Genomic DNA, 19104 nt, shown 5'->3' with positions numbered 1-19104 from the left:
GGTCAGGGACTTCGAGGCGGAGTGATTGATCGAGCCGAGGGGCGTACGGGTTCGACAGGAGGCCAGATGAGGTGTCGTCAGAGCACAGGCGGGGAGTTCCACCAGCTGCAACCGGCCGCCGAACCCGGCACCGTATGCCTGGGCGAACGCCGAATAGTCCAGAGCAACCTGAGCCTTGCCGCTGGTGGCGCCGACGGCGGGGTCCAGTGAGAACAGGACGCCGTTCACACCCGCCTTCGTCGCGGCTTGCTGACTGGCCATGGTGACCTGGACCGTGTCTGGACCACGGTAGCTGCCTCCCTTGGCGACTATCGGCGTGAGGCTCACCGGCGTGGCGCTGCTCTGCGCTGCCGCTGTCCCAGCCGCGCCGGTCATGGAGGTCAGCGCGCTTGAACGGCCGCTCGCCCCTGCGGCGAGGCGCAAGGTGGTGCTGGAGGCTGCGGGCCAGTGGGTAGCGGTGGCGTGGTACTGCTCAGCCGCGGCGGGCGCCTTCCCTGGATGAGTCAGCACCGGTGTCACGTTCTTGACTGACGGTGTCGGCGACAGCGTCGGCGCGCCGACGCGCGCCGACGTGGCCTGTACGGGTCCGCTCACTCCGAGTGTGGCGAGCATCGCGCCGACGGCAGCGGAGGCAACCCATCCGCGCCCGGCTCCAGCACGATGGCGCTTTCCCGCCTCTGCTGAGCGCGGCGTGAACCACGCTCGTTCTCCCCCACCGAGAATCATTGTGCAACCCCTCGTCAGCTCGCTTACCTGTCAGCCCGTTCACGCCAGTTCGGGCGTGAACACCCCGGCCAAACCACGCGACACTCTCATGAGAGGCAACAGTCAAAGGGAAACAGCAGGTAAAGATCCCTTGCGCGTAACGGGCAATAGATGACATGGACAGACGAAGTCACGAGTGATCCATGTCACGTTGTTCGTCTGCCGTCGTGGTGGCGTTTAGCGTGTTCGGCGATCGGGGCCGCACGGGCCCTACTGCGAAAGTGATCTTCCTTGCCGACCATGTCACGTCCCAGACGCCGGGTCCGGCGCGCGGTCAGTACCGCTGCCGCGCTCGGCATGCTGATAACCGCCACCGGCTCCCTCCTGGCCCTTCCGGCTGCTGCCGCCACCCCGGTAACCGCGAGGACGACCGCGGCCGACGACCGGGGCGCGGCCGGGCTGGACTCGGCGCTGAGCGCCGATCAGGCGTCCGCCCGGGCCCGGGAGACCGGGAAGGCCGTCGTGGCCACCGGTGAAACCACCGTCGACAGCACCCTGACCGCCAACGCGAACGGCACGTTCACGCTGGACGAGTCCCTGGTCCCGGTGCGCAAGCGCGTGGGCGACGCCTGGAAGCCCCTGAACGCCACCCTGGTCAAGAATCTGGACGGAAGCATCTCCACCGCGGTCACCAGCAGTGACCTGAGCCTGTCCGCCGGTGGCGGCGGCCCGCTGGCGACCATGGACAGTCTGGGCCGCCGACTCGCGGTGAGCCTGCCGGTGCGACTGCCGGCCCCCGTGCTGTCCGGGGACACCGCGACCTACCGCAACGTGCTCAGCGGCGTCGACCTGACCGTCACTGCGAACACCCAGGGATCCTTTTCCGAAGTCCTGGTTGTCAAGAACGCCAAGGCGGCCGCAAATCCGGCCCTCAAGTCGCTGACCCTCGCGGTCAGGGCGACCGGGGTCAGGCTCAGCAGTGACGCCGCAGGCAACATCACCGCCCGCACCCCCTCGGGCCAGTCGGTCTTCACCGCACCGATCCCCCGGATGTGGGACTCCTCCACCGCCACCGCCCCGACCGCCGCGGCCTCCGCGGCCAAAGGCAAGACGGACGCGACCAGCGCCGCCAGGGCCGCCGCCGTCGCGGCCGCGGTCCTGCCCGCGGACTCCACCACGGCCGGCCCCGGACGCGGAGCGCACACCGCCGCGATCGGCGTGCGTACCACCGCTGCGGGGATCGTCCTGACACCGGCCGCGTCGCTGCTGACCGGTCCAGGCGTCAAGTACCCGGTGTACGTGGACCCCACGTTCAACTCGCCCAACGCGGGGGGCAAGCTCCAGGCCTGGACCCAGATCAACTCCTACTACGCGGACCAGAGTTACTGGGAGTCCAGCGACAACCTGCGGGTGGGCCTGAACGACTGGACACCGCCCTACTTCACGGCCGAGTCCTTCGTGCAGATGAGCATCCCCTCCCAGATCTACGGATCCACCGTCTCCTCCGCGCAGTTCAACATCACCGAGGTCGACTCCAGCACCTGCGCCACCGCCTACCCGGTCAAGCTCTACGAGTCCAACTCGAAGATCAGCAGCGCCACGACCTGGGACAGCAACCGGCCGAACCTGTCCTCGCTGCTCACCACCACCAACGCCGACTACGGCTACACCGGCTGCCCCGCACACGGGGTCCCCTTCAACATCCAGTCCTACATCCAGAGCGTCGCCAACGCGGGCACCACCAAGTCGGTAGTCCTGGGCCTGGTCACCGACGAGACCGACGAGAACGCCTACAAGGAGTTCGACCACGACACGGCGTCTCTGTCCATCACTTACGACCACACCCCGGACGTGCCCAGCAACCTGCACACCTCCCCGGCCAGCACCTGCAGCGGAGCCAGCTACGTGGGCGACGGCGATGTGTGGCTGTACTCGACGCTGACCGACCCCGACAACGGCCCTGTCGGCGCCACCTTCCACGTCTACGTGGACGGCACCAGCACCCTGGTGGTCCCCGACACCAACCCGCAGAGCCTCAACGGCCAGTCCGGGGGAGCCCTCCCGCTGAAACTGCCCAAGGCGACCCTCGAAAAACTCGCCGCCGGCAAGCTCCTGAAAGTCGACTGGACAGTCACCGCAACCGACTTCAACGTCTCCAGCAAACCGACGAGCGTGTGCAGCTTCACCTTCGACTCGACCCGGCCCAGCGCGCCCACGATCACCCCGCCGGCCGACAAAGCCAGCACCGTCGCCGCCCAGACCACCGCGACCATCACTCCGGCTTGCGCCTCCGACAACTCCTGCACCACGAGCAACACCCCTGCCACCTACCAGTGGCAACTCAACGGCGGCCCGCCCAACACCGTCACCGCCACCAACGGTGTCGCGACCATCACCTTCGCGCCGACCCGGCGCACCAACGTGCTGACAGCCATGAGTCAGTCGCCTGCGGGCAACTTCGGCTACGAGGGATCCAGCGTCCCGTTCATCGCCAACGCCGCCGCCCCGGCCGCCGACAGTGACCTCAGCGGCGACGGAGTCCCGGACCTGGTCACCGTCGGTGGCCAAAACGGCATCCCCTCCGGACTGTGGCAGGCCACAGGCCAGGGCAGCCAGCCCGCCTACCTCGTCCCCTCCGCGGTGGACATCGGGGCCAACGGCAACGGCTACACCGGTGACGATTCCCCCGCCGACTTCAACGGAGCCCAGGCCGTCACCGGCCAGTTCGACGGCCCCGGCCTCCAGGACGTCCTGGTCTACTACCCCAGCGGCGCCAACGCCGGCGGCGGCTCCATCCTCTACGGCAACGGCGACGGCTCGGTACTGAGCTCGCAACTCAGCGGCAACGAAGCCACCATCAACGCCGACGACACGTTCTTCCAGGACATCAACACCGGCGACAACGCCCTCCAGATCGCCAACGCCGGCAACACCTCCGGCGACGGCAGCGGCTACCCCGACATCATCGGGACCTCCGGCGACGCCACCAACGGATACGTACTGAACCTGTACCCGGCCATGCAGGGCGTCGGCACCTGGAACACCAACACCACCCTCCAGACCACCCTGGCAGGCGGCACCGTGGGCAACGTGCCCACCCCCGACGGCACCCAGGACTGGAACGACTGGACCATCGCCACCTGCCAGATGCCCGACGGCAACGGCACCAGCACCGACATGTACCTGTGGAACAAGACCACCGGCGCGGTCGACCTGTGGGAGAACCTGGCAGTCAGCCCCACCACCGGGCTGTTCAGCTACACCCCCTACCAGATCCAGGCGAGCGGCTTCCTGACCAACCAGGCCGAAACCCTCCAGGCCAGCGACATCAACGGCGACGGCATCCCCGACCTGTGGGCCGTCGGCAACGGCGGTGTGGTCACCGCACTGGTCACCACTGTCCTGCCCAGCAGCGGCACCACCGGCACCGGCGGCTCCACCGGCACCGTGACCGACACCCTGCTGACCGCCACTGACAACTGGGCCCTGGACGGCAACACCCCTGGCGGCACACCCCCCGCCCCTGACACCGCCATCACCACCGCCGCCGACTCCACCGGCAGCAAGCCCCTCACCGCCACCACCACCGCCGGCACCTGGAACACCGGCGACATGTTCTCCCCCGACGCGAACCTGGCCGGCACCGGCCAACTCGCCACCACCGGCTACGTGGTCGACCCGAGCACCGACTTCAGCGTCTCCGCCTGGGTCGAACCCACCACCCTGGGCGGCTACGTCCTGGGCCAGGACGCCTCCAAGTCCAGCAGCTTCACCCTCTACTCCGACGCCGCCAGCAAGACCTGGCGCTTCGAGATGCCGACCACCGACGTCGCCACTCCCACCGAGAACGTCGTCACCTCGGGCAGCATCCCTGCCCAGACCGGCATCTGGACCCACCTGACCGCCACCTACCAGGCCAGCAGCAAAACCATGTCGCTCTACGTCGACGGCATCCTGGCCGGAACCGCCACCCACACACCCGTCGCCTTCGCCACCAAGGGCCCGTTCACCGTCGGCGCCTACCAGGCCAACGGCGCCAGCACCAGCTACTTCACCGGCCAGGTCGCCCGAGTCCAGTCCTGGACCAGGTATCTGACCACCGCCCAGATCGGCGCCATGGCCAACCTCGCACCTGCCCCCAGCGAGATGCAGGTCACCGCACTGCTGGGCCCCAACGACTACCTCACCCACTCCACCCGCAACTCCGCAGGCGTCTGGAGCACCCCGGACCAGCCAGCCGACATGTTCTACAACCCCAGCGGCGTCAACTCGGTCACCACCGCCGAGTTCCAGGGCACCACCTACCTCGCCGCCTACGGCCCCGGAGTACTGGAATTCCTCGAACGTCCCTTCGACTCCACCCAGTGGGTCTCCCCCACCTCGGTCAACGACCCCCTCAACGGCGCGGCCGTCCCCGTCGTCAGCGTCAACGCCTCCGCCATCGTCGACGGCAACTTCGAACTCCTGGGCCTGGACGCCTCCGGCAATCTGTGGGACATCGTCCGCCAGCCCAACGGCGTCTGGAGCAACTGGACCAACCTGTCCAGCAGCATTGGCGGCAGCATCGGTGCGATCACCGACGTGGCCGCGGCCACCACCACCGGCGGTGACCTCCAAGTCGTCGCCGTGGCCGGCGGCAAGCCCTGGCACTCCCTGCGCTCCACCGCAGGCGGCAGCTGGACCACCTGGGGCAACGTGGAAACCGCCACCGGCAACAACCCCGGCACCGTCACCCACGTCTCCGCCGCCGGCGTCCAAGGCAACCTCCAAGTCATGGTCTCCACCAGCACCTCCCTGTGGCACGCCATCCGCACCGACTCCACCGGCGAATGGACCGTCTTCGGCGAAGCCAGCGCCACCCCCAACATCGTCAGCATCGCCATGGCCAGCGTCGGCACCGGCCCCAACAACGTCATGATGGTCGTCTACCTCGACTCCAGCGGCACCATCACCCACCGCATCCGCAACACCGACAGCACCTGGGGCACCGCCGGCAACGCCACCACCTACGTCACCGGAGGCACCAGCAACGGCACCGCACTCCAGGTCAGCGCAACCGGCGACTGACCGTCCCAGGTCCGGCTGGGGAGGAGCATTCTCCTCCCCAGCCGGACCTCCGCCGCCTCCTGCTCGGAGGGCTACCACTCCAGCCGAGCGGTAGCGCTCCGAGCAGAAGCAGGGTGACGAATGCGAGGGCGTCGCATCAGGTGCGCCGCGCCCCGCCGACACTGATGGGGATAACCTCGAAGCAGTCGGGCCACCGGCCTGCCCACCATTGCCCAAACAGGCCGAAACGGGCCGCCGGGCAAACCGAAGGACCGTCACGAAAGGTCGAGGCTGAACTTGCCGATATCGGCCGATCCTCCTCGAATCCCACGAAATCGCAAGAATGCGATAACCTGGTCCAGGCCGCAATTCACTACCGGGGCAATGTGTACGGCTGTCTACGAACTCTGGCGGTGATGGCCGCCTTTCGCTGCAATCGGCTGAGGGTCGCCTCCAGAAACGGAGGCGACCCTCAGCGGGCGATGTGCGGTCAGTAGGCGGCGAGGTGCTCGGCCGGGCCGCCGATCTGGGTCCAGCTCTGACCGCCCGTCCACTCATTGACGGACTGGCCGCTGGCCGAGATGGAGAAGATGTCTCCTGAACTGTCCTGGGCGACCTCCTTGGCGGCGCCGCCGATCTGGGTCCAGCCACTGCCTGTGTATGCGAAGACGTTCAGGGAGCTGGGGGCGATCGAGATCAGACCGGGCCCACCGGCGGTCAGCGACTCGGACGGGCCGCCGATCTGGGTCCAGCTCTGGTTGCCCGTCCACTCGTTGACGGACTGGCCGCTGGCCGAGATGGAGAAGATGTTTCCTGAACTGTCCTGGACGACCTGTTTGGCGGCGCCGCCGATCTGGGTCCAGCCAGTGCCGTTGTTCAGGTAGACGTTGTTGGAGCCGGGGGCGATCGAGACCACGCCTGTCGGTCCGACGGCTATGCCCGCCGAGGCGCCGCCGATCTGGGTCCAGTTCTGGTTGCCCGTCCACTCGTTGACGGACTGGCCGCTGGCCGAGATGGAGAAGATGTTTCCTGAACTGTCCTGGACGACCTGTTTGGCGGCGCCGCCGATCTGGGTCCAGCCGCTGCCGTTGTTCAGGTAGACGTTGTTGGAGCCGGGGGCGATCGAGACCACGCCTGTCGGTCCGACGGCTATGCCCGCCGAGGCGCCGCCGATCTGGGTCCAGTTCTGGTTGCCCGTCCACTCGTTGACGGACTGGCCACTGGCCGAGATGGAGAAGAGCCCCAACGCCGGTGCCCCCGCCGGAGCCGGTGTCGCCGGCACGATGGCGGCCTTGGCCGCCGTGGGACTTGCTGCGCTGGCCGGCGTGGCCGCCAGAACACCGCTGAACACGAGCGCCCCAGTCGCGAAGATGGCCTTGTGGAGCTTGCTGGACAGGTTCATTTCGTCCTTTCGTCTCACTGTCTATGCGCCGGACGGGAATACAGAAAACGATGGTTCCCGGGATCCGTTCCTGGGCGAAGCGGCTCCAAGGCCTAAAGTTATCCGGGCGATCCAAGATCGGCCTCACAGCGAGGTAAGATCGCCTGATCGGTGACGGCCGAATGGTGGGGGATTCCGTGCGATTTGCAGTACTCGGTCCACTTACTACTGTCCTGTGCGGGCATGAGAGAAAGATCCGGGGTTCCCTGCCTCGGACGCTCTTGGCGGTCCTGCTGCTGAACGCCAATACAAGGGTGTCCAGCGACCGCCTGATCGAGGTTCTCTGGGGGGACAAGCCACCCGCAACGGCGTCCTCAGCGCTGTACAACCACGTGATGCGGCTGCGGTCCATGCTGGGCGAGGGCTCACGAATACAGAGCTCGGCCGGAGGCTACCTGATCCGCGTCGGATCCGGTGAGCTCGACCTGCCCGAATTCCTCGATCTGTGCGACGAGGGCCGAACGGCTGCGGGAGAAGGACGTTGGACTGCCGCGCACGAGACGCTGACGGCTGCCCTCGCACTGTGGCGCGGCGACCCATTGAGCGACCTTCCGGGCTCGGGCACACCCGACGGCCGACTGGAACAACTTCGCGAGACCAGGCTGCAAGCGCTGGAGGGACGGTTCGAGGCCACCGTGCAACTCGGACGGCCCGGCGAGGTGATCGGCGAGCTACTGGCTCTAACCAGCGAGTATCCGACGCGCGAGGCCTTCCATCGACAGCTCATGACGGTCCTTCATATGACAGGACGTCAAGTAGAGTCTCTGGAAGCCTATCGACGACTGCGGAACGAGCTGGTGGAAGAGTTCGGCGTCGAGCCCTCGCCGGAGACCCAGACCCTGCATCAGCAGATCCTCAAGCGCGAGACTGTCCGCGCGGCGACCGGTGGGACCACGGCGCCAGCTGGCCGCGCGGATATCGGCGCCGGCCGGGTAATCGGCCAATTACCCACCGACGTACGCGCATTCGTTGGCCGAGGCAACGAAATGGCGACGCTGCTCAGCGTCGCCGGGGACAGCCCGGACGATGGGGTTCCGACGGGTGTGGTGACGATTTCGGCGATCAACGGGATGGGCGGCGTCGGCAGGACGGCACCGGCCGTGCACATGGGCCACCGTCTGCGGAACCGGTTCCCCGACGGCCAGCTGTACATCGACCTGCAGGCGCACACCTCCGGACCCGATCCGCTGTCGACCCGGGACGCCCTCAACTGGCTACTGCGTTCACTGGGCATTCCACCGCAGCTCGTCCCGGCGACCGTCGACGGGCAGGTGATGCTCTACCGGCACCGCCTGGCCGGAACCAGAACCCTGATCATCCTGGACAACGCCACGAGCGCTGCTCAGGTCCGCCCGCTGCTGCCCGGCACCTCGGGCTGCCTGGTCATCGTCACCAGCCGCGAGCGCCTCGCGGGCCTGGACGACGCCCACACCGTGACGTTCGACATCCTTCCGGAGCCCAACGCGGTCACCGTGGTTCGTCGTGTCACCGGTCCCGACCGGATCCCCGCAGACCACTCGGCGCCGCGCGAACTGATCGCCCTGTGCTGATTCCACTGGCGCGGTCCGCACCGCGACCAGAGCCCGGGCGCACGGTTTTCCGCCGCCCGCAGGAGGGACGCCGTGAACGTCGGGCGTTCAGGCGGTGATCAGGGACGGGTCGTCGACGGCGGAGACGATGCTGGACAGGGTCGGGAGGAAGGGTCCCGGCCAGCTGTCCTCGCGGGCGTGCGCGTCGTTGTCCGCCCAGTCGCTCGCCCGCAGCATGACCGCGGTCATTCCTTGAGCGGTTGCGCCGCTCAGTTCGTCGCCTCCGCCGTCACCGACGTAGAGGCAGTCGCCGGTCGGCGTGTCCAGTTCCCTGGCGACTTGGCGGAACAGCTCCGGATCCGGCTTCCTGCGGCCTTCCCGGCAGGACAGGACGACCGTATCGACCAGGGGGGCGATGGCCAGCGTTGGCCAGGTCTGGGCGAGTTCGATCGTGCAGTCGCTCAGGACCCCGATCCGAAGGCCGCGGTTGCGGAGCTGGTCCAAGGCGTCGAGTGCGTCGTCGCGGAAGACGAACAGCTCTCGCTGGGAGGCGAGCCTGGCTGCTGTCGCCGCGGCCAGCGCGCCGTCGTCCGGGTCGGACCCGCAGCGCTGGGCCAGTGTGCGGATCGTCTGAGGCAGGTCGCCCAGGGCTCCGGTGGCCCGCTCCGGGAAGGACTCGTCCAGCGCCCGGCGCCATTGCCGCGTCGGAATCCCGAGCAGGGCGGCGCTGCGGGCCGCGTGCTCGTCCCAGATCCCGGTAGCGGTGCTCGGAGTGAGTGTGCCGAAGAAGTCGAAGATCACAGCGGAGAAGGACATGGGCGGGACCCTATCGGCCCTGCGGTCCCGGCCGCGACGGAATCGATCTCCAAGGGGGGAAGTGACGCGGACCGCATCTCCGCCGACGCGGGCGATGACGCACGGGACGTGGGAGGTGGGGCGTGGGCTTGCCGGTTCCCGACCGGGTGACCGGGTGACCGGGTGATCGGGTGGCCGGACCGGCCGTGGGCCTGTCGGTCACCAGGTGACCGGCAGCTCCCGCAGCGCCCGGTTGCGGAAGGACGCGTCCCAGCCCAGCTCGGACGCGGGCCGGGCGAGCCGCAGCCGGGGGAACCGCCGGACCACGGCGCCGATCGCGACCTCCGCCTCCAACCGGGCCAGGGCGGCGCCCAGGCAGTAGTGGATGCCGTGGCCCAGGCCCAGGTGCGCGCCGTCGCGGGTGGGCCGGAACGCCGCCGGGTCGGCGAACTGCCGCTCGTCACGGTTGGCGGAGACCAGGGACAGCCAGATCCGCTCCCCGGCCGGGATCCGGACCCCGCCGATCTCGACCTCCTCCCGGGTGAACCGGCGCGAGGCCAGCATGGACGGCGAGTTCCAGCGCAGCGTCTCGTCCAGCAGCTGGTCCATCCGCAGTGCTCCGGCGCGGAGCTCCCGCAGCGCCTCGGGGTGGGTGAGCAGCGCCAGCAGCGCGGAGCCGATCAGGTTCGCCGAGTTGTCGTATCCGGCGAAGAGGATGAGGAAGGTCAGCGCGACGAGTTCGGGCTCGCTCAGCCGGTCCTGCTGGTCGCGCGCGGCGATCATCCGGGTCAGCAGGTCGTCGCCGGGGCGGGCCCGCTTCTCGGCGATCAGGCCGGTCAGGAACCGGTGCATCTGCCCCAGCGCGGCGCGTGAGGCCGTGGCCGCGTCCGCCGCCGGGGAGCGCAGGGTGTCGGTCCACCGCTGGAAGTCCCGGCGTTCCGCCTCGGCGATGCCGAGCAGGTCGCAGATCACCGCCATGGTCAGCGGCGTGGCCAGGGCGGACATCAGGTCCGCCGGGCCGGTGAGGCGGTCCAGCAGCGCGTCGGTCCGGGCCTGGACCAGCGGCCGCAGCCGGTCGATGCCGCGCGGGGTGAACGCCTTGGCGACCAGACGGCGCAACCGGGTGTGGTCCGGCGGGTCCAGGTTGAGCAGGTGGGCGTCCAGCTCCGGCGGCATGGACGCGCCGTGCTCGCCGCCGCTGCGGGCGCTGCGCTTGTCCAGCGACAGCCGCGGATCCGCCAGTGCGGCGCGGACGTCCGGGTAGCGGGTCACCAGCCACACCGGGGCGCCGTCCGGGGTGGTGGTCCGGTGGACCGGGCCGGCCTGCCGCAGCCGGGCGTAGCCGCCGTGCGGGTCGGCCAGCAGGTCGCCGTCGAAGTGTGCGGGGACGCTCCCGGTCATGCCTCCACCGCCGGTTCGGGCGCGGCCGCCCCGTCGGAGCGGGCGAGCGCGGCCGGGACGATGGGCGAGCGGCGGTAGGCGTCGGAGACCCGGACCAGCCAGGCGACCTCCCGCTGAAGGTCCCCGTCCGCCGGATCGTGCAGCGCCACGTCCTGGCGTCCCGGCAGTTCCCGCCCGGCGGCCTTCGCCCGCAGCGCGCCCGCGATCTGCGCCGCCGTGACCACCGCCTCCGCCCGGTCGCCGGTCAGGCCGCGCGCCCCGGCGAGCTCGCGGGCGGCCCGGGCGACAGCCGGGTCGTAGTGGGGCCGCAGCGCCAGCTGGCCGTCCCGGATCTCCACCACCTGCCGGGTCAGCAGCAGCTCCATGTCCTGGGCGGTGTGGTCGACTTCGGGGTCGTCGTGCGGGCGCAGCGCGAGCCGTCCCGCGCGGACCTCGATGACCTGCCGTCCGGTGAGCCGCCGGAGGTCGGTCACCCGCCACCGGGCGGTCCGCGGCACCGGCGGGAACAGCACCACGTCCGGGAACTGCTGGGCGATGGCCTGCCACAGCGGGTAGAGCCGCCGGTAGGAGCGGAAGGCGACGGCGAAGTCGCGGACCCGGCCCGCTCCTGCGCCCCAGGCGGGCATGGTGAAGCCGACCGCGAACAGCGCCGCCGACACGCTGGCCGACATCGGCGCGACCACGCTGCTGACGTAGTGCAGCGGGGAGCGGCCGAGGAAGTCCCAGAGCATGTTGACGACCTTGGGCACCGAGTAGCCCAGGCCGAAGACCGCGCCCACGGTCACCAGCCGCAGGCCCCGGGCCAGCCAGGGGCCCTCCACCGCCCGGGCGTAGCGCCAGCAGAGCCGGATCAGCCCGGCCATGCTCACGGTGAACAGCAGCTGGTACGACAGCAGGAACACCGAGATGTAGCGGACGTGCTCGAAGTGCACGTCGAAGTCCATCGGGTGTTCCGCGCCGCTAACGTTCCCGAGGAAGAAGCAGACCGCCATCAGCGCGATGGTGGCCACCGAGTACGCCACCAGCAGCCAGTGGTGCGGCCGGAGCTTGTTCTCGGCCACCGACGACCACCTGACCAGCAGCGCCACGAAGCTGGTGAGGCAGACCGCGACCGAGGTGTAGACGAGCAGGGTGGCGAAGTTGGGGATGCCCAGGACCCGGTCGATGCCCATGTAGACCTCGGGTGAGGCCAGTACGAACGGCGTGGCGAAGGTGGAGATCGCCAGGCAGAGGAGTTGCAGCTCGCGGTTGTGCGGGTCCCGGAGCAGGTCCCTGACCTTGTACGCGAACGCACTCCAGGTGATCACGGCGAGGATTCCGTAGACGACGGTGAAGAGGAGCACGCGTCATATCCTCCGCGCGTGGCGCTCCAGCGAGCGCTCCAGGTGGTCGACCAGGTTGGCCATCCCGGGGGACACTTCGGTCCGCTCCCGGCGTCCCCGGCCCTTGCCGCGGCTCGCCCGCAGCGGCAGCAGCGAGGCTACCAGCTCGGCGGCCCGCTCCTCGTGGCTGGTGTACACGGTCCGCCCGAGCACGCTGCGCACCAGCGCCGGGTCGAGCGTCGGCATCAGCAGCCGGGCGACCTCGTCCTGGTGCGCGGGGGAGGAGTCGTGCCCGAGCAGCAGGTGCCCGATCTCATGGGAGACGATGTGCTCCTGGTGCGTCCGGCTGGTGTCCTTCTCGAACAGGATGTAGTCGACCTCGGCGGTGGCCACCCACAGTCCGCACGGGGTGCCCTGACGGACCGGCAGCGACATCGGGACCAGTGAGATCGCCCGCCCCCGGTCCTCCTCCAGGCGGTCGCACAGGTCGTTCACGTTGAACGGCGCCGGGACGTCGAGCCGACCGACCACCTCGGCGCAGTAGCGTCGGAGCTCCCTGTCGTCCATCGTCCCCTCCCCGCGCTCCGGCGGCCGACCAGTGCCGACGAGTCAAGCCGTGTCCCGTCGTCCCTCACGTTACTGAACGGCAGTCACATCCGTTGTCTCCGGCTGGCCTTGCCCAGATGCTCGATCATCGGGGCGAGCGCGCTGAGCGCCTCGTCGTCGAGTTCGACCACCGCGCGCAGGGCGATCTGGCGGGCGCCGACGTCCTTGAACGCGCGCAGGATGGCCAGGTCCTCGGAGACCCGGGCGGCGACGTCGTCGTCGGTGAAGTAGGCCGACGGCACCCCGAAGAAGTCTGCCAGGGAACGGAGTTGGGCGGGGGTCGGGCTGCTCCTGGCCCCGGCGCGGAGCGCTTCGACCTGCCCGGCGGTGATCTCGGCGCCGGTGGCGGTGACCGCCGCGGCCACCTCGGCGGCGCTGTACTCCGGACGCCCGTTCGGTTGGGAGACCGAGAACAGCTCGTTCAGCCGGGCCGCCAGGGTGGCCGCCGAGGGCAGCCGTCCGGTCCGCGTGGCGGCGTCCGCCACCGCGGGCTCGGCCCGGTGGAAGAAGTAGGTGATGTCGACGCCGTACACGTTGGCCAGCGCCTGCAGGCTGTCGACCCCGGGGTTGGTGACCTTGCCGGAGCGGATGTTGCACACGCTCTGGTGACTGATCGTCGGGCCGCCGTGGCGCTGGGCGTACTCGCGGCTCGCCCGGGCGATGTCCTCGTAGCTGGAGGGACCGTGTCCGTCCGGGTGCCGGGCCCGGATGAGCCCGTCCAGCCGCTGGGCTATCGTCCCCCGGTCGGAGGGCGCGACCTCACCCATCTACCCGCACCACCCCTTCAGTTGTGCAAACGTCAGCGCACGTACCGAATCTACTGCACTGGACAATCGAACGCATCCATCACAGGTCCATCTAGTAGGGTTGACACAAGTCGACCAGATGGCCACGATCGTACTCATATCATCTATGCGGCTAGATATCGGTCCGACCACGATTCCAGCGACGTCGTGGTCAACTCGCCTGTCCGGAGCCACCGGTCACCGTTGGCAGCCAGCGCTGTCGGTCAGCGGACCGGGCGGTCAGGCCTTCGCGTCAGCCCTGCCCGGGTCGTTCGGGTGGGGTTCGAGCGGGGTGACCACCAGCGTCATCCACGGCCGCAGCGGCAGCGTGCCCAGCACCTTCTCGTGCAACTCGGCCTCGTCGTCGGCCCGCCACAGGCCGATGCTGCGCAACTCCCCGACCGGGCGCCACAGTCGGCCCAGGTGGCCGGTCGCCGCCAGCTCCCGGGCCCGGACCGCCTCGGCGGCGCGCCGCCGGTCCACCTCGGCCGGATCGGTCCCCTCGGGGATCCGGGTGGTGAGCTCGACCAGGTACTCGTTCATCGTGGCGCTCCGTCCATGACACTGCTCCGTCGGCCGGTGGATCTCGGCCCGGGGACCGGTCACCCCATCATGGGCAGTCCACCAGGGCGGATGCCAGGACCGGCGCGGCCGGGGTGTCGGCTTCCGGCGCGGCGACCGGCCCGGGGACGGCGACCGGCCCGGGGACGGTGAGGAGGGGCAGGAAGAACTGCACCAGCGGGCCGATGCCCAGGGCGTAGGCGACCGTGCCGATGCCCACCGAGCCGCCCAGCAGCAGCCCCGCGCCGAGTACGGTCAGCTCGATGGAGGCGCGCACCAGCCGCACCGAGCGCCCGGTGCGCCGGCACAGGCCGGTCATCAGCCCGTCCCGGGGGCCGGGGCCGAACCTGGCACCGATGTAGAGGCCGCCGGCGAGGCCGTTCAGCACGATCGCGGACGCCAGTACCGCCAGCCGCAGCGGCAGGCCGTGCGGGGCGGGCAGCAGTGACAGCGCCGCGTTCACGGACAGGCCGATCACGAACACGTTGCTGACGGTGCCGAGCCCGGGCCACTGCCGCAGCGGTATCCACAGCAGCAGCACCGCTGCGCCGACGACCATCGTGACGGTGCCGAAGGACAGGCCGGTGTGCCGGGCCAGGCCCTGGTGGAAGACGTCCCACGGATCCAGCCCCAGCGCCGCCCGGATCTGCAGGGCCATGCTGGCCCCGTACAGGACGAGGCCGGCGTACAGCTGGGTCAGGCGGCGGGTCAGATTCACTCGTCCACGTCCTTTCGGTGGTTCTCCGTGCTACAGCGGCCAGTCTGGCTAGGATTGGACCGCAGATACATAGCCAATTGAGAACAGGTGGACTGCCGTGGCTGCACGTACCTCGATCGGCGCGGCCCAACTGGAGCGCGTCCTGGGCGACTGGCAGCAGGGCCGGGACGCCGCCTACCGGGCGCTGGCCGGGTCGCTGCGGACGCTGGTGCTGGACGGGCGGGTGCCGGTGGAGACCCGGCTGCCCGCCGAGCGCGAGCTGTCGGGCGTACTCGGGGTGAGCCGGACCACCGTCGCCGCGGCGTACGAACTGCTGCGCGACGAGGGCTTCCTGGCCAGCCGCCGGGGCTCCGGCAGCTGGACCGCGCTGCCGGAGGGCCGTCCGATGCCGGTGGCCGGGCTCTCGCCGTACCCCACCGGCCGGGGCGGGGTGATCGACCTGGGTGTGGCCGCGCTCTCCGCCCCGGAACCGTGGATCTCGGCGGCGATGGCGGTGGCGGTGGCCGAGCTGCCCGGCTACACCCGCACCCACGGCGACTTCCCGAGCGGACTGCAGGTGCTGCGTGAGGCGATCGCGCGGCGCTACGCGGAGCGCGGGCTGCCGACCGGACCCGAGCAGATCATGGTCACCAACGGCGCGGCGGTGGCGCTGAACCTGCTGCTGCGGGCCCTGGTCGGCCCGGCGGACCGGATCGCGGTGGAGTCGCCCAGCTACGCCAACGCGCTGCGGGCGATCCAGCACCACGGCGCCCGGCCGGTGCCGGTGCCGCTGGACGAGGACGGCTGGGCGCTGGACGGCTGGGCGGGCACCCTGCGCGCGGCGGCGCCCTCGGTGGCGTACGTCATCCCCGACTTCCACAACCCCACCGGGCTGCTGATGCCCGCTCGGCAGCGCGCCGAGCTGGTGGCCCTGGCCCGGGCCGCCGGGACCCGGCTGATCGTCGACGAGACCATGGCCGAGCTGGCGCTGGACCGCGAACTGGCCGCCGAACTGCCGCCGCCGCTGGCCGCGTTCGACCGTACCGGCAGCGTGATCACCATCGGTTCGGCGGGCAAGACCTTCTGGGGCGGCCTGCGGATCGGCTGGATCCGGGCCGCACCGGAGCTGATCCGGCGGATCGCCGCCGACCGGGCCAGCCTGGACGTCTGCTCGCCGGTGGTGGAGCAGCTGGCGGTCCGCCAGCTGCTCACCGACGCGATGCCGGAGGTGCTGGAGTTCCAGCGCGACCGGATCCGCGCCCAGCGCGACGCGCTGACCGAGGCGCTGCGGCAGCGGCTGCCCGACTGGAGCTTCCGGCTGCCGCAGGGCGGGCTTTCGCTGTGGGTGCGCACCGAGGAGGGCGGCGTGGGCGGCAGCGCGCTGGCGGCGGCCGCGCAGGACTTCGGCGTCTGGATCGGCTCGGGCCCGCGCTTCGGCGTCGACGGGGTGCTGGAGCGTTTCGTCCGGCTCCCCTACGCCCAGCCGCCGGAGGTGCTCCGGGAGGCGGTCCGCCGCCTGGCCGCGGCCCGGACCGCGGCCGAGGCCGGCTCGGTGCCGCCGGTGGCGGACTTCTCGCTGCTCTGACCGGGTACCACCGGTGCGGCGGGGCCGGGGGAGCGCGGCGGTCGGCGCTCGTGTCACATTCGCGCTCGCTGTTTCGTCTTATGGGTGGACCCGGTCGGCGCTCCGCACGGAGTACGCCCGGGCCCCGCCCGGCATCCGCTCGACGACACGCCTCCGACGCCGTCGGCGTGCGGTGCGAAAGGCCGGAGCGTACACCCCTCGTAGCCGAAGGTGAGCCGATGACCAGTCCCAGCGCCAGTCAGCTGAACGAGCCCGAGCCCGGTGTGTACCGGATCGACGCCGCGGCCTCGACCATCCGGTTCGTGACCCGGGCGATGTTCGGGCTGGTCCCGGTCCGGGGGACCTTCGCCATCGCCGAGGGCCGCGTCACGGTCGACGCCGACGCCTCCCGTTCCACCGTGGACGTGACCGTCCGCGCGGACAGCTTCGACAGCGGCAACCGGAAGCGCGACGAGCACATCCGGTCGGCGGACTTCCTGGAGGCCGCCGCCCACCCGGAGATCGTCTTCCACAGCGACCGCGCCGTTCGTTCCGCCGGTGGCGCCACCGTCAACGGGACACTGACCGTGCACGGCGTCACCCTGCCGACGGTACTGACCGTCACCTCCGTGTCGGCGGACGGGGAACGGCTGACCGCGACCGCCACCACCGTGGTCGACCGGGTCGGCTTCGGCCTGACCAAGGCGAAGGGCATGGCCGGGCGGCGGCTGACCCTCACCCTGGACGTGGTCGCCGCCCGGGACGTGGTCGCCGCCCGCTGACCCCCGCCGGGTCAATTCCGTACAAGACAGCTCGGCGGAACCGGATGCAGGATGGACGTCCGGGGCGCGGGCCCCGGGATCGACACCGAGCACCGCAGGGGAGCCCCCATGAGTACGCCGAGCACGAGCCGGCCGACCCGGTTCGGCTGGGACACCAAGATCGCAGTCGTGCTGCGGGACGACCTGGCGGGCTGGCAGCGGCTCAATGTCACCGCCTTCACCGTCAGCGGCATCGCCGCGACCGTGGACGGCGTCGTCGGCGAGCCCTACACGGACGGCGACGGGAACGCGTACCTGCCGATGTTCCGGCAGCCGGTGCTGGTCTTCAGCACCACCCCGGAGCGGATGCGGACCATCCACCAGCGGGCGTTGCAGCGGGAGGTCTCGCTGGCGGTCTACCCCGAGGCGATCTTCAAGACCGACAACGACGCGGACAACCGCGCCACCATCGCCGGGGTCCCGGCGGGCGAACTGCGCCTGGCCGGGATCGCGGTGCGCGGCGACCGCCGCGAGGTGGACCGGGTGGTGCGCGGCGCCACGATGCACGCGTGACGGCCGAGGACCGCTCGGTCTTCTGGCGCCCGCCGGTCGCGGGGGTCGAGCTGCTGCACGCGTACTTCCGTCGACATGTCTACGCCAGGCACGCCCACGAGGGGATGACGCTGGCGCTGGTGGACCGGGGCGTGGCCGCGTTCGAGTGCGGCGGCCGGGACCACCGGGCCCCGGCCGGTACCGCGTTCCTGATCCGCCCCGGTGAGACCCACACCGGCCGGGCCGCCGACGCGGCGGGCTACCGGTACCGGGTGCTGTACCTGGCCCCGGCGACCCTGGACCGGCTGCTCGACGGGACGCTCCCGGCGGCCCGGCTGGGCAGCGGGGTGGTCCGCGACCCGGCCCTGCTGCGGGCGCTGTCCCGCACGCACGCCGCACTGACCGGCCAGGTCGCGGCGCTCGCCCGGGACTCGGCGCTGCACGCGGTGGGCGCGTCGCTGGCCGCGCTGCCCGGCGGGCAGGTGACCGCACCGGCCCGGGGCGGCCCGCCGACCGGCGCGGTCCGGCTGGCCCGGGACTACCTGCGGGCGCAGCCGGAGCGGGAGGTGCCGCTGGAGCAGCTGGCCGCCGTCTGCGGGGTCGGCGTCCACCACCTGATCCGCTCGTTCACGGCGGCCCTGGGCATGCCGCCGCACGCCTACCAGACCCAGTTGCGGGTCTGGCGGGCGCGATCGCTGCTGGCGGACGGCCTGCCCCCGGTCGAGGTGGCGCCCCGGGTCGGCTTCTACGACCAGGCCCATCTGACCCGGGTCTTCAAGCGGTACACCGGGGTGACCCCGGGCCAGTTCCAGGGCTGACCGCCCGCCTCCGGTGATCCTCTGCGCGGGTGGCGGCGGTCTGCGGGCGGCGGTGGCAGAGGTGGGGGATCACAGCCGGGATGCTGCCCGGCCGGGCGTGGCCGGGCAAGCGAATTTCCGCGCCCGCGCGCGGTGGCGCGCTCCGGGCGGCGCAGCACACTGGAGGGATGGAGCAGGAGCTGCGGGACTACGTCGAAGCGATCACTCCGGAGCACCGGCCGCTGTTCGACCGGCTGCACCGGCTGGTCCTGGAGGCCCACCCCGAGGCGGCGACGAGCCTCTCGTACGGGATCCCGACCTACCGGGTCGGCCGTCACCGGCTGCACGTCGGCATGTGGAGGCACGGCGCGTCGCTGTACGGCTGGGGGCAGGGCCGGGACAGCGGTTTCGCCGCCCGGCATCCGGCGCTGACCAGCGGCCGGGGCACGATCCGGCTGCGCCCGCAGGACGCCGCCGCGATCCCGGACCAGGAGCTGCTGGAGCTGGTGCGGGCGGCCCTGGACGACTGACCGGGACCGGGG

The 19104-nt window shown here is 70.8% G+C and carries 16 protein-coding genes; 8 read left to right on the top strand and 8 right to left on the bottom strand.

Annotated elements, in window-relative coordinates; all coding sequences use genetic code 11:
- Nucleotides 1-66 precede the first annotated feature (66 nt).
- Together GXP74_RS22815 and GXP74_RS41895 are read left to right on the top strand one after the other, a co-directional pair.
- Complete coding sequence (locus tag GXP74_RS22815) at nt 67-210, top strand: hypothetical protein (RefSeq protein ID WP_182453104.1); 144 nt, start codon at nt 67-69, stop codon at nt 208-210.
- Between the two features lie 795 nt (nt 211-1005).
- Nucleotides 1006-5772, top strand: coding sequence for a LamG-like jellyroll fold domain-containing protein (locus GXP74_RS41895; RefSeq protein WP_182453103.1), 4767 nt, complete (start codon nt 1006-1008; stop codon nt 5770-5772).
- 469 nt (nt 5773-6241) lie between these two features.
- On the opposite strand, the gene GXP74_RS22805 is transcribed toward GXP74_RS41895, so the two are convergent.
- On the bottom strand, nt 6242-7153 hold the full coding sequence (locus tag GXP74_RS22805; RefSeq protein ID WP_182453102.1) for a tectonin domain-containing protein: 912 nt from the start codon (nt 7151-7153) through the stop codon (nt 6242-6244).
- A 161-nt stretch (nt 7154-7314) separates the two neighbouring features.
- Between GXP74_RS22805 and GXP74_RS22800 the strand changes: the two genes are divergently transcribed.
- The gene (locus GXP74_RS22800; protein ID WP_225448122.1) at nt 7315-8742 is read left to right on the top strand and encodes an AfsR/SARP family transcriptional regulator; all 1428 of its coding nucleotides are present in this window, start codon (nt 7315-7317) and stop codon (nt 8740-8742) included.
- 87 nt (nt 8743-8829) lie between these two features.
- Here the strand turns inward: GXP74_RS22800 and GXP74_RS22795 are convergent, their stop codons facing one another.
- The 7 genes from GXP74_RS22795 to GXP74_RS22765 all read right to left on the bottom strand — a co-directional run bounded on the left by GXP74_RS22795 (nt 8830) and on the right by GXP74_RS22765 (nt 14849).
- Nucleotides 8830-9537 carry an HAD family hydrolase gene (locus GXP74_RS22795; protein WP_182453100.1) on the bottom strand — a complete coding sequence of 236 codons (708 nt, stop codon included), beginning with the start codon at nt 9535-9537 and terminating at the stop codon, nt 8830-8832.
- Nucleotides 9538-9735: 198 nt separating this feature from the next.
- On the bottom strand, nt 9736-10917 hold the full coding sequence (locus GXP74_RS22790) for a cytochrome P450 (RefSeq protein WP_182453099.1): 1182 nt from the start codon (nt 10915-10917) through the stop codon (nt 9736-9738).
- Entirely contained in the window at nt 10914-12260 is a 1347-nt protein-coding gene (locus GXP74_RS22785) for an MAB_1171c family putative transporter (RefSeq protein WP_182453098.1), read from the bottom strand. Before GXP74_RS22785 ends, GXP74_RS22790 begins: the two co-directional genes overlap by 4 nt.
- A gap of 3 nt (nt 12261-12263) precedes the next feature.
- On the bottom strand, nt 12264-12806 hold the full coding sequence (locus GXP74_RS22780; protein ID WP_182453097.1) for a hypothetical protein: 543 nt from the start codon (nt 12804-12806) through the stop codon (nt 12264-12266).
- A gap of 83 nt (nt 12807-12889) precedes the next feature.
- The gene (locus GXP74_RS22775) at nt 12890-13612 is read right to left on the bottom strand and encodes a hypothetical protein (RefSeq protein WP_182453096.1); all 723 of its coding nucleotides are present in this window, start codon (nt 13610-13612) and stop codon (nt 12890-12892) included.
- Between the two features lie 258 nt (nt 13613-13870).
- On the bottom strand, nt 13871-14173 hold the full coding sequence (locus GXP74_RS22770; RefSeq protein WP_182453095.1) for a muconolactone Delta-isomerase family protein: 303 nt from the start codon (nt 14171-14173) through the stop codon (nt 13871-13873).
- A gap of 67 nt (nt 14174-14240) precedes the next feature.
- Nucleotides 14241-14849: a YitT family protein gene (locus tag GXP74_RS22765; RefSeq protein ID WP_225448663.1), complete on the bottom strand. Its 609-nt coding sequence runs from the start codon at nt 14847-14849 to the stop codon at nt 14241-14243.
- A gap of 157 nt (nt 14850-15006) precedes the next feature.
- On the opposite strand from GXP74_RS22765, the gene GXP74_RS22760 reads away from it, so the two are divergent.
- The 5 genes from GXP74_RS22760 to GXP74_RS22740 all read left to right on the top strand — a co-directional run bounded on the left by GXP74_RS22760 (nt 15007) and on the right by GXP74_RS22740 (nt 19092).
- On the top strand, nt 15007-16473 hold the full coding sequence (locus GXP74_RS22760; protein WP_182453093.1) for a PLP-dependent aminotransferase family protein: 1467 nt from the start codon (nt 15007-15009) through the stop codon (nt 16471-16473).
- Between the two features lie 218 nt (nt 16474-16691).
- Nucleotides 16692-17234 carry a YceI family protein gene (locus tag GXP74_RS22755; RefSeq protein WP_182453092.1) on the top strand — a complete coding sequence of 181 codons (543 nt, stop codon included), beginning with the start codon at nt 16692-16694 and terminating at the stop codon, nt 17232-17234.
- A gap of 108 nt (nt 17235-17342) precedes the next feature.
- Nucleotides 17343-17786, top strand: a complete 444-nt coding sequence (locus GXP74_RS22750; RefSeq protein ID WP_182453091.1) for a DUF2000 domain-containing protein — start codon at nt 17343-17345, stop codon at nt 17784-17786.
- On the top strand, nt 17783-18583 hold the full coding sequence (locus tag GXP74_RS22745; protein ID WP_182453090.1) for an AraC family transcriptional regulator: 801 nt from the start codon (nt 17783-17785) through the stop codon (nt 18581-18583). Before GXP74_RS22750 ends, GXP74_RS22745 begins: the two co-directional genes overlap by 4 nt.
- 167 nt (nt 18584-18750) lie before the next feature.
- Nucleotides 18751-19092, top strand: coding sequence for an iron chaperone (locus tag GXP74_RS22740; protein WP_182453089.1), 342 nt, complete (start codon nt 18751-18753; stop codon nt 19090-19092).
- The last annotated feature ends 12 nt before the right edge of the window (nt 19093-19104 follow it).

The sequence above is a fragment of the Streptacidiphilus sp. P02-A3a genome (assembly GCF_014084105.1).
In the GTDB taxonomy this organism is placed as follows: Bacteria; Actinomycetota; Actinomycetes; order Streptomycetales; family Streptomycetaceae; genus Streptacidiphilus.
This window is presented reverse-complemented; position numbering and strand designations above follow the sequence as displayed.

Bases quoted from the DNA above. Each gene is read 5' to 3' on its own strand.
- GXP74_RS22815 (WP_182453104.1), top strand. From the start codon at position 67: ATGAGGTGTCGTCAGAGCACAGGCGGGGAGTTCCACCAGCTGCAACCG.
- GXP74_RS41895 (WP_182453103.1), top strand. From the start codon at position 1,006: ATGTCACGTCCCAGACGCCGGGTCCGGCGCGCGGTCAGTACCGCTGCC.
- GXP74_RS22805 (WP_182453102.1), bottom strand. From the start codon at position 7,153: ATGAACCTGTCCAGCAAGCTCCACAAGGCCATCTTCGCGACTGGGGCG.
- GXP74_RS22800 (WP_225448122.1), top strand. From the start codon at position 7,315: ATGGTGGGGGATTCCGTGCGATTTGCAGTACTCGGTCCACTTACTACT.
- GXP74_RS22795 (WP_182453100.1), bottom strand. From the start codon at position 9,537: ATGTCCTTCTCCGCTGTGATCTTCGACTTCTTCGGCACACTCACTCCG.
- GXP74_RS22790 (WP_182453099.1), bottom strand. From the start codon at position 10,917: ATGACCGGGAGCGTCCCCGCACACTTCGACGGCGACCTGCTGGCCGAC.
- GXP74_RS22780 (WP_182453097.1), bottom strand. From the start codon at position 12,806: ATGGACGACAGGGAGCTCCGACGCTACTGCGCCGAGGTGGTCGGTCGG.
- GXP74_RS22775 (WP_182453096.1), bottom strand. From the start codon at position 13,612: ATGGGTGAGGTCGCGCCCTCCGACCGGGGGACGATAGCCCAGCGGCTG.
- GXP74_RS22770 (WP_182453095.1), bottom strand. From the start codon at position 14,173: ATGAACGAGTACCTGGTCGAGCTCACCACCCGGATCCCCGAGGGGACC.
- GXP74_RS22765 (WP_225448663.1), bottom strand. From the start codon at position 14,849: ATGGCCCTGCAGATCCGGGCGGCGCTGGGGCTGGATCCGTGGGACGTC.
- GXP74_RS22755 (WP_182453092.1), top strand. From the start codon at position 16,692: ATGACCAGTCCCAGCGCCAGTCAGCTGAACGAGCCCGAGCCCGGTGTG.
- GXP74_RS22750 (WP_182453091.1), top strand. From the start codon at position 17,343: ATGAGTACGCCGAGCACGAGCCGGCCGACCCGGTTCGGCTGGGACACC.
- GXP74_RS22740 (WP_182453089.1), top strand. From the start codon at position 18,751: ATGGAGCAGGAGCTGCGGGACTACGTCGAAGCGATCACTCCGGAGCAC.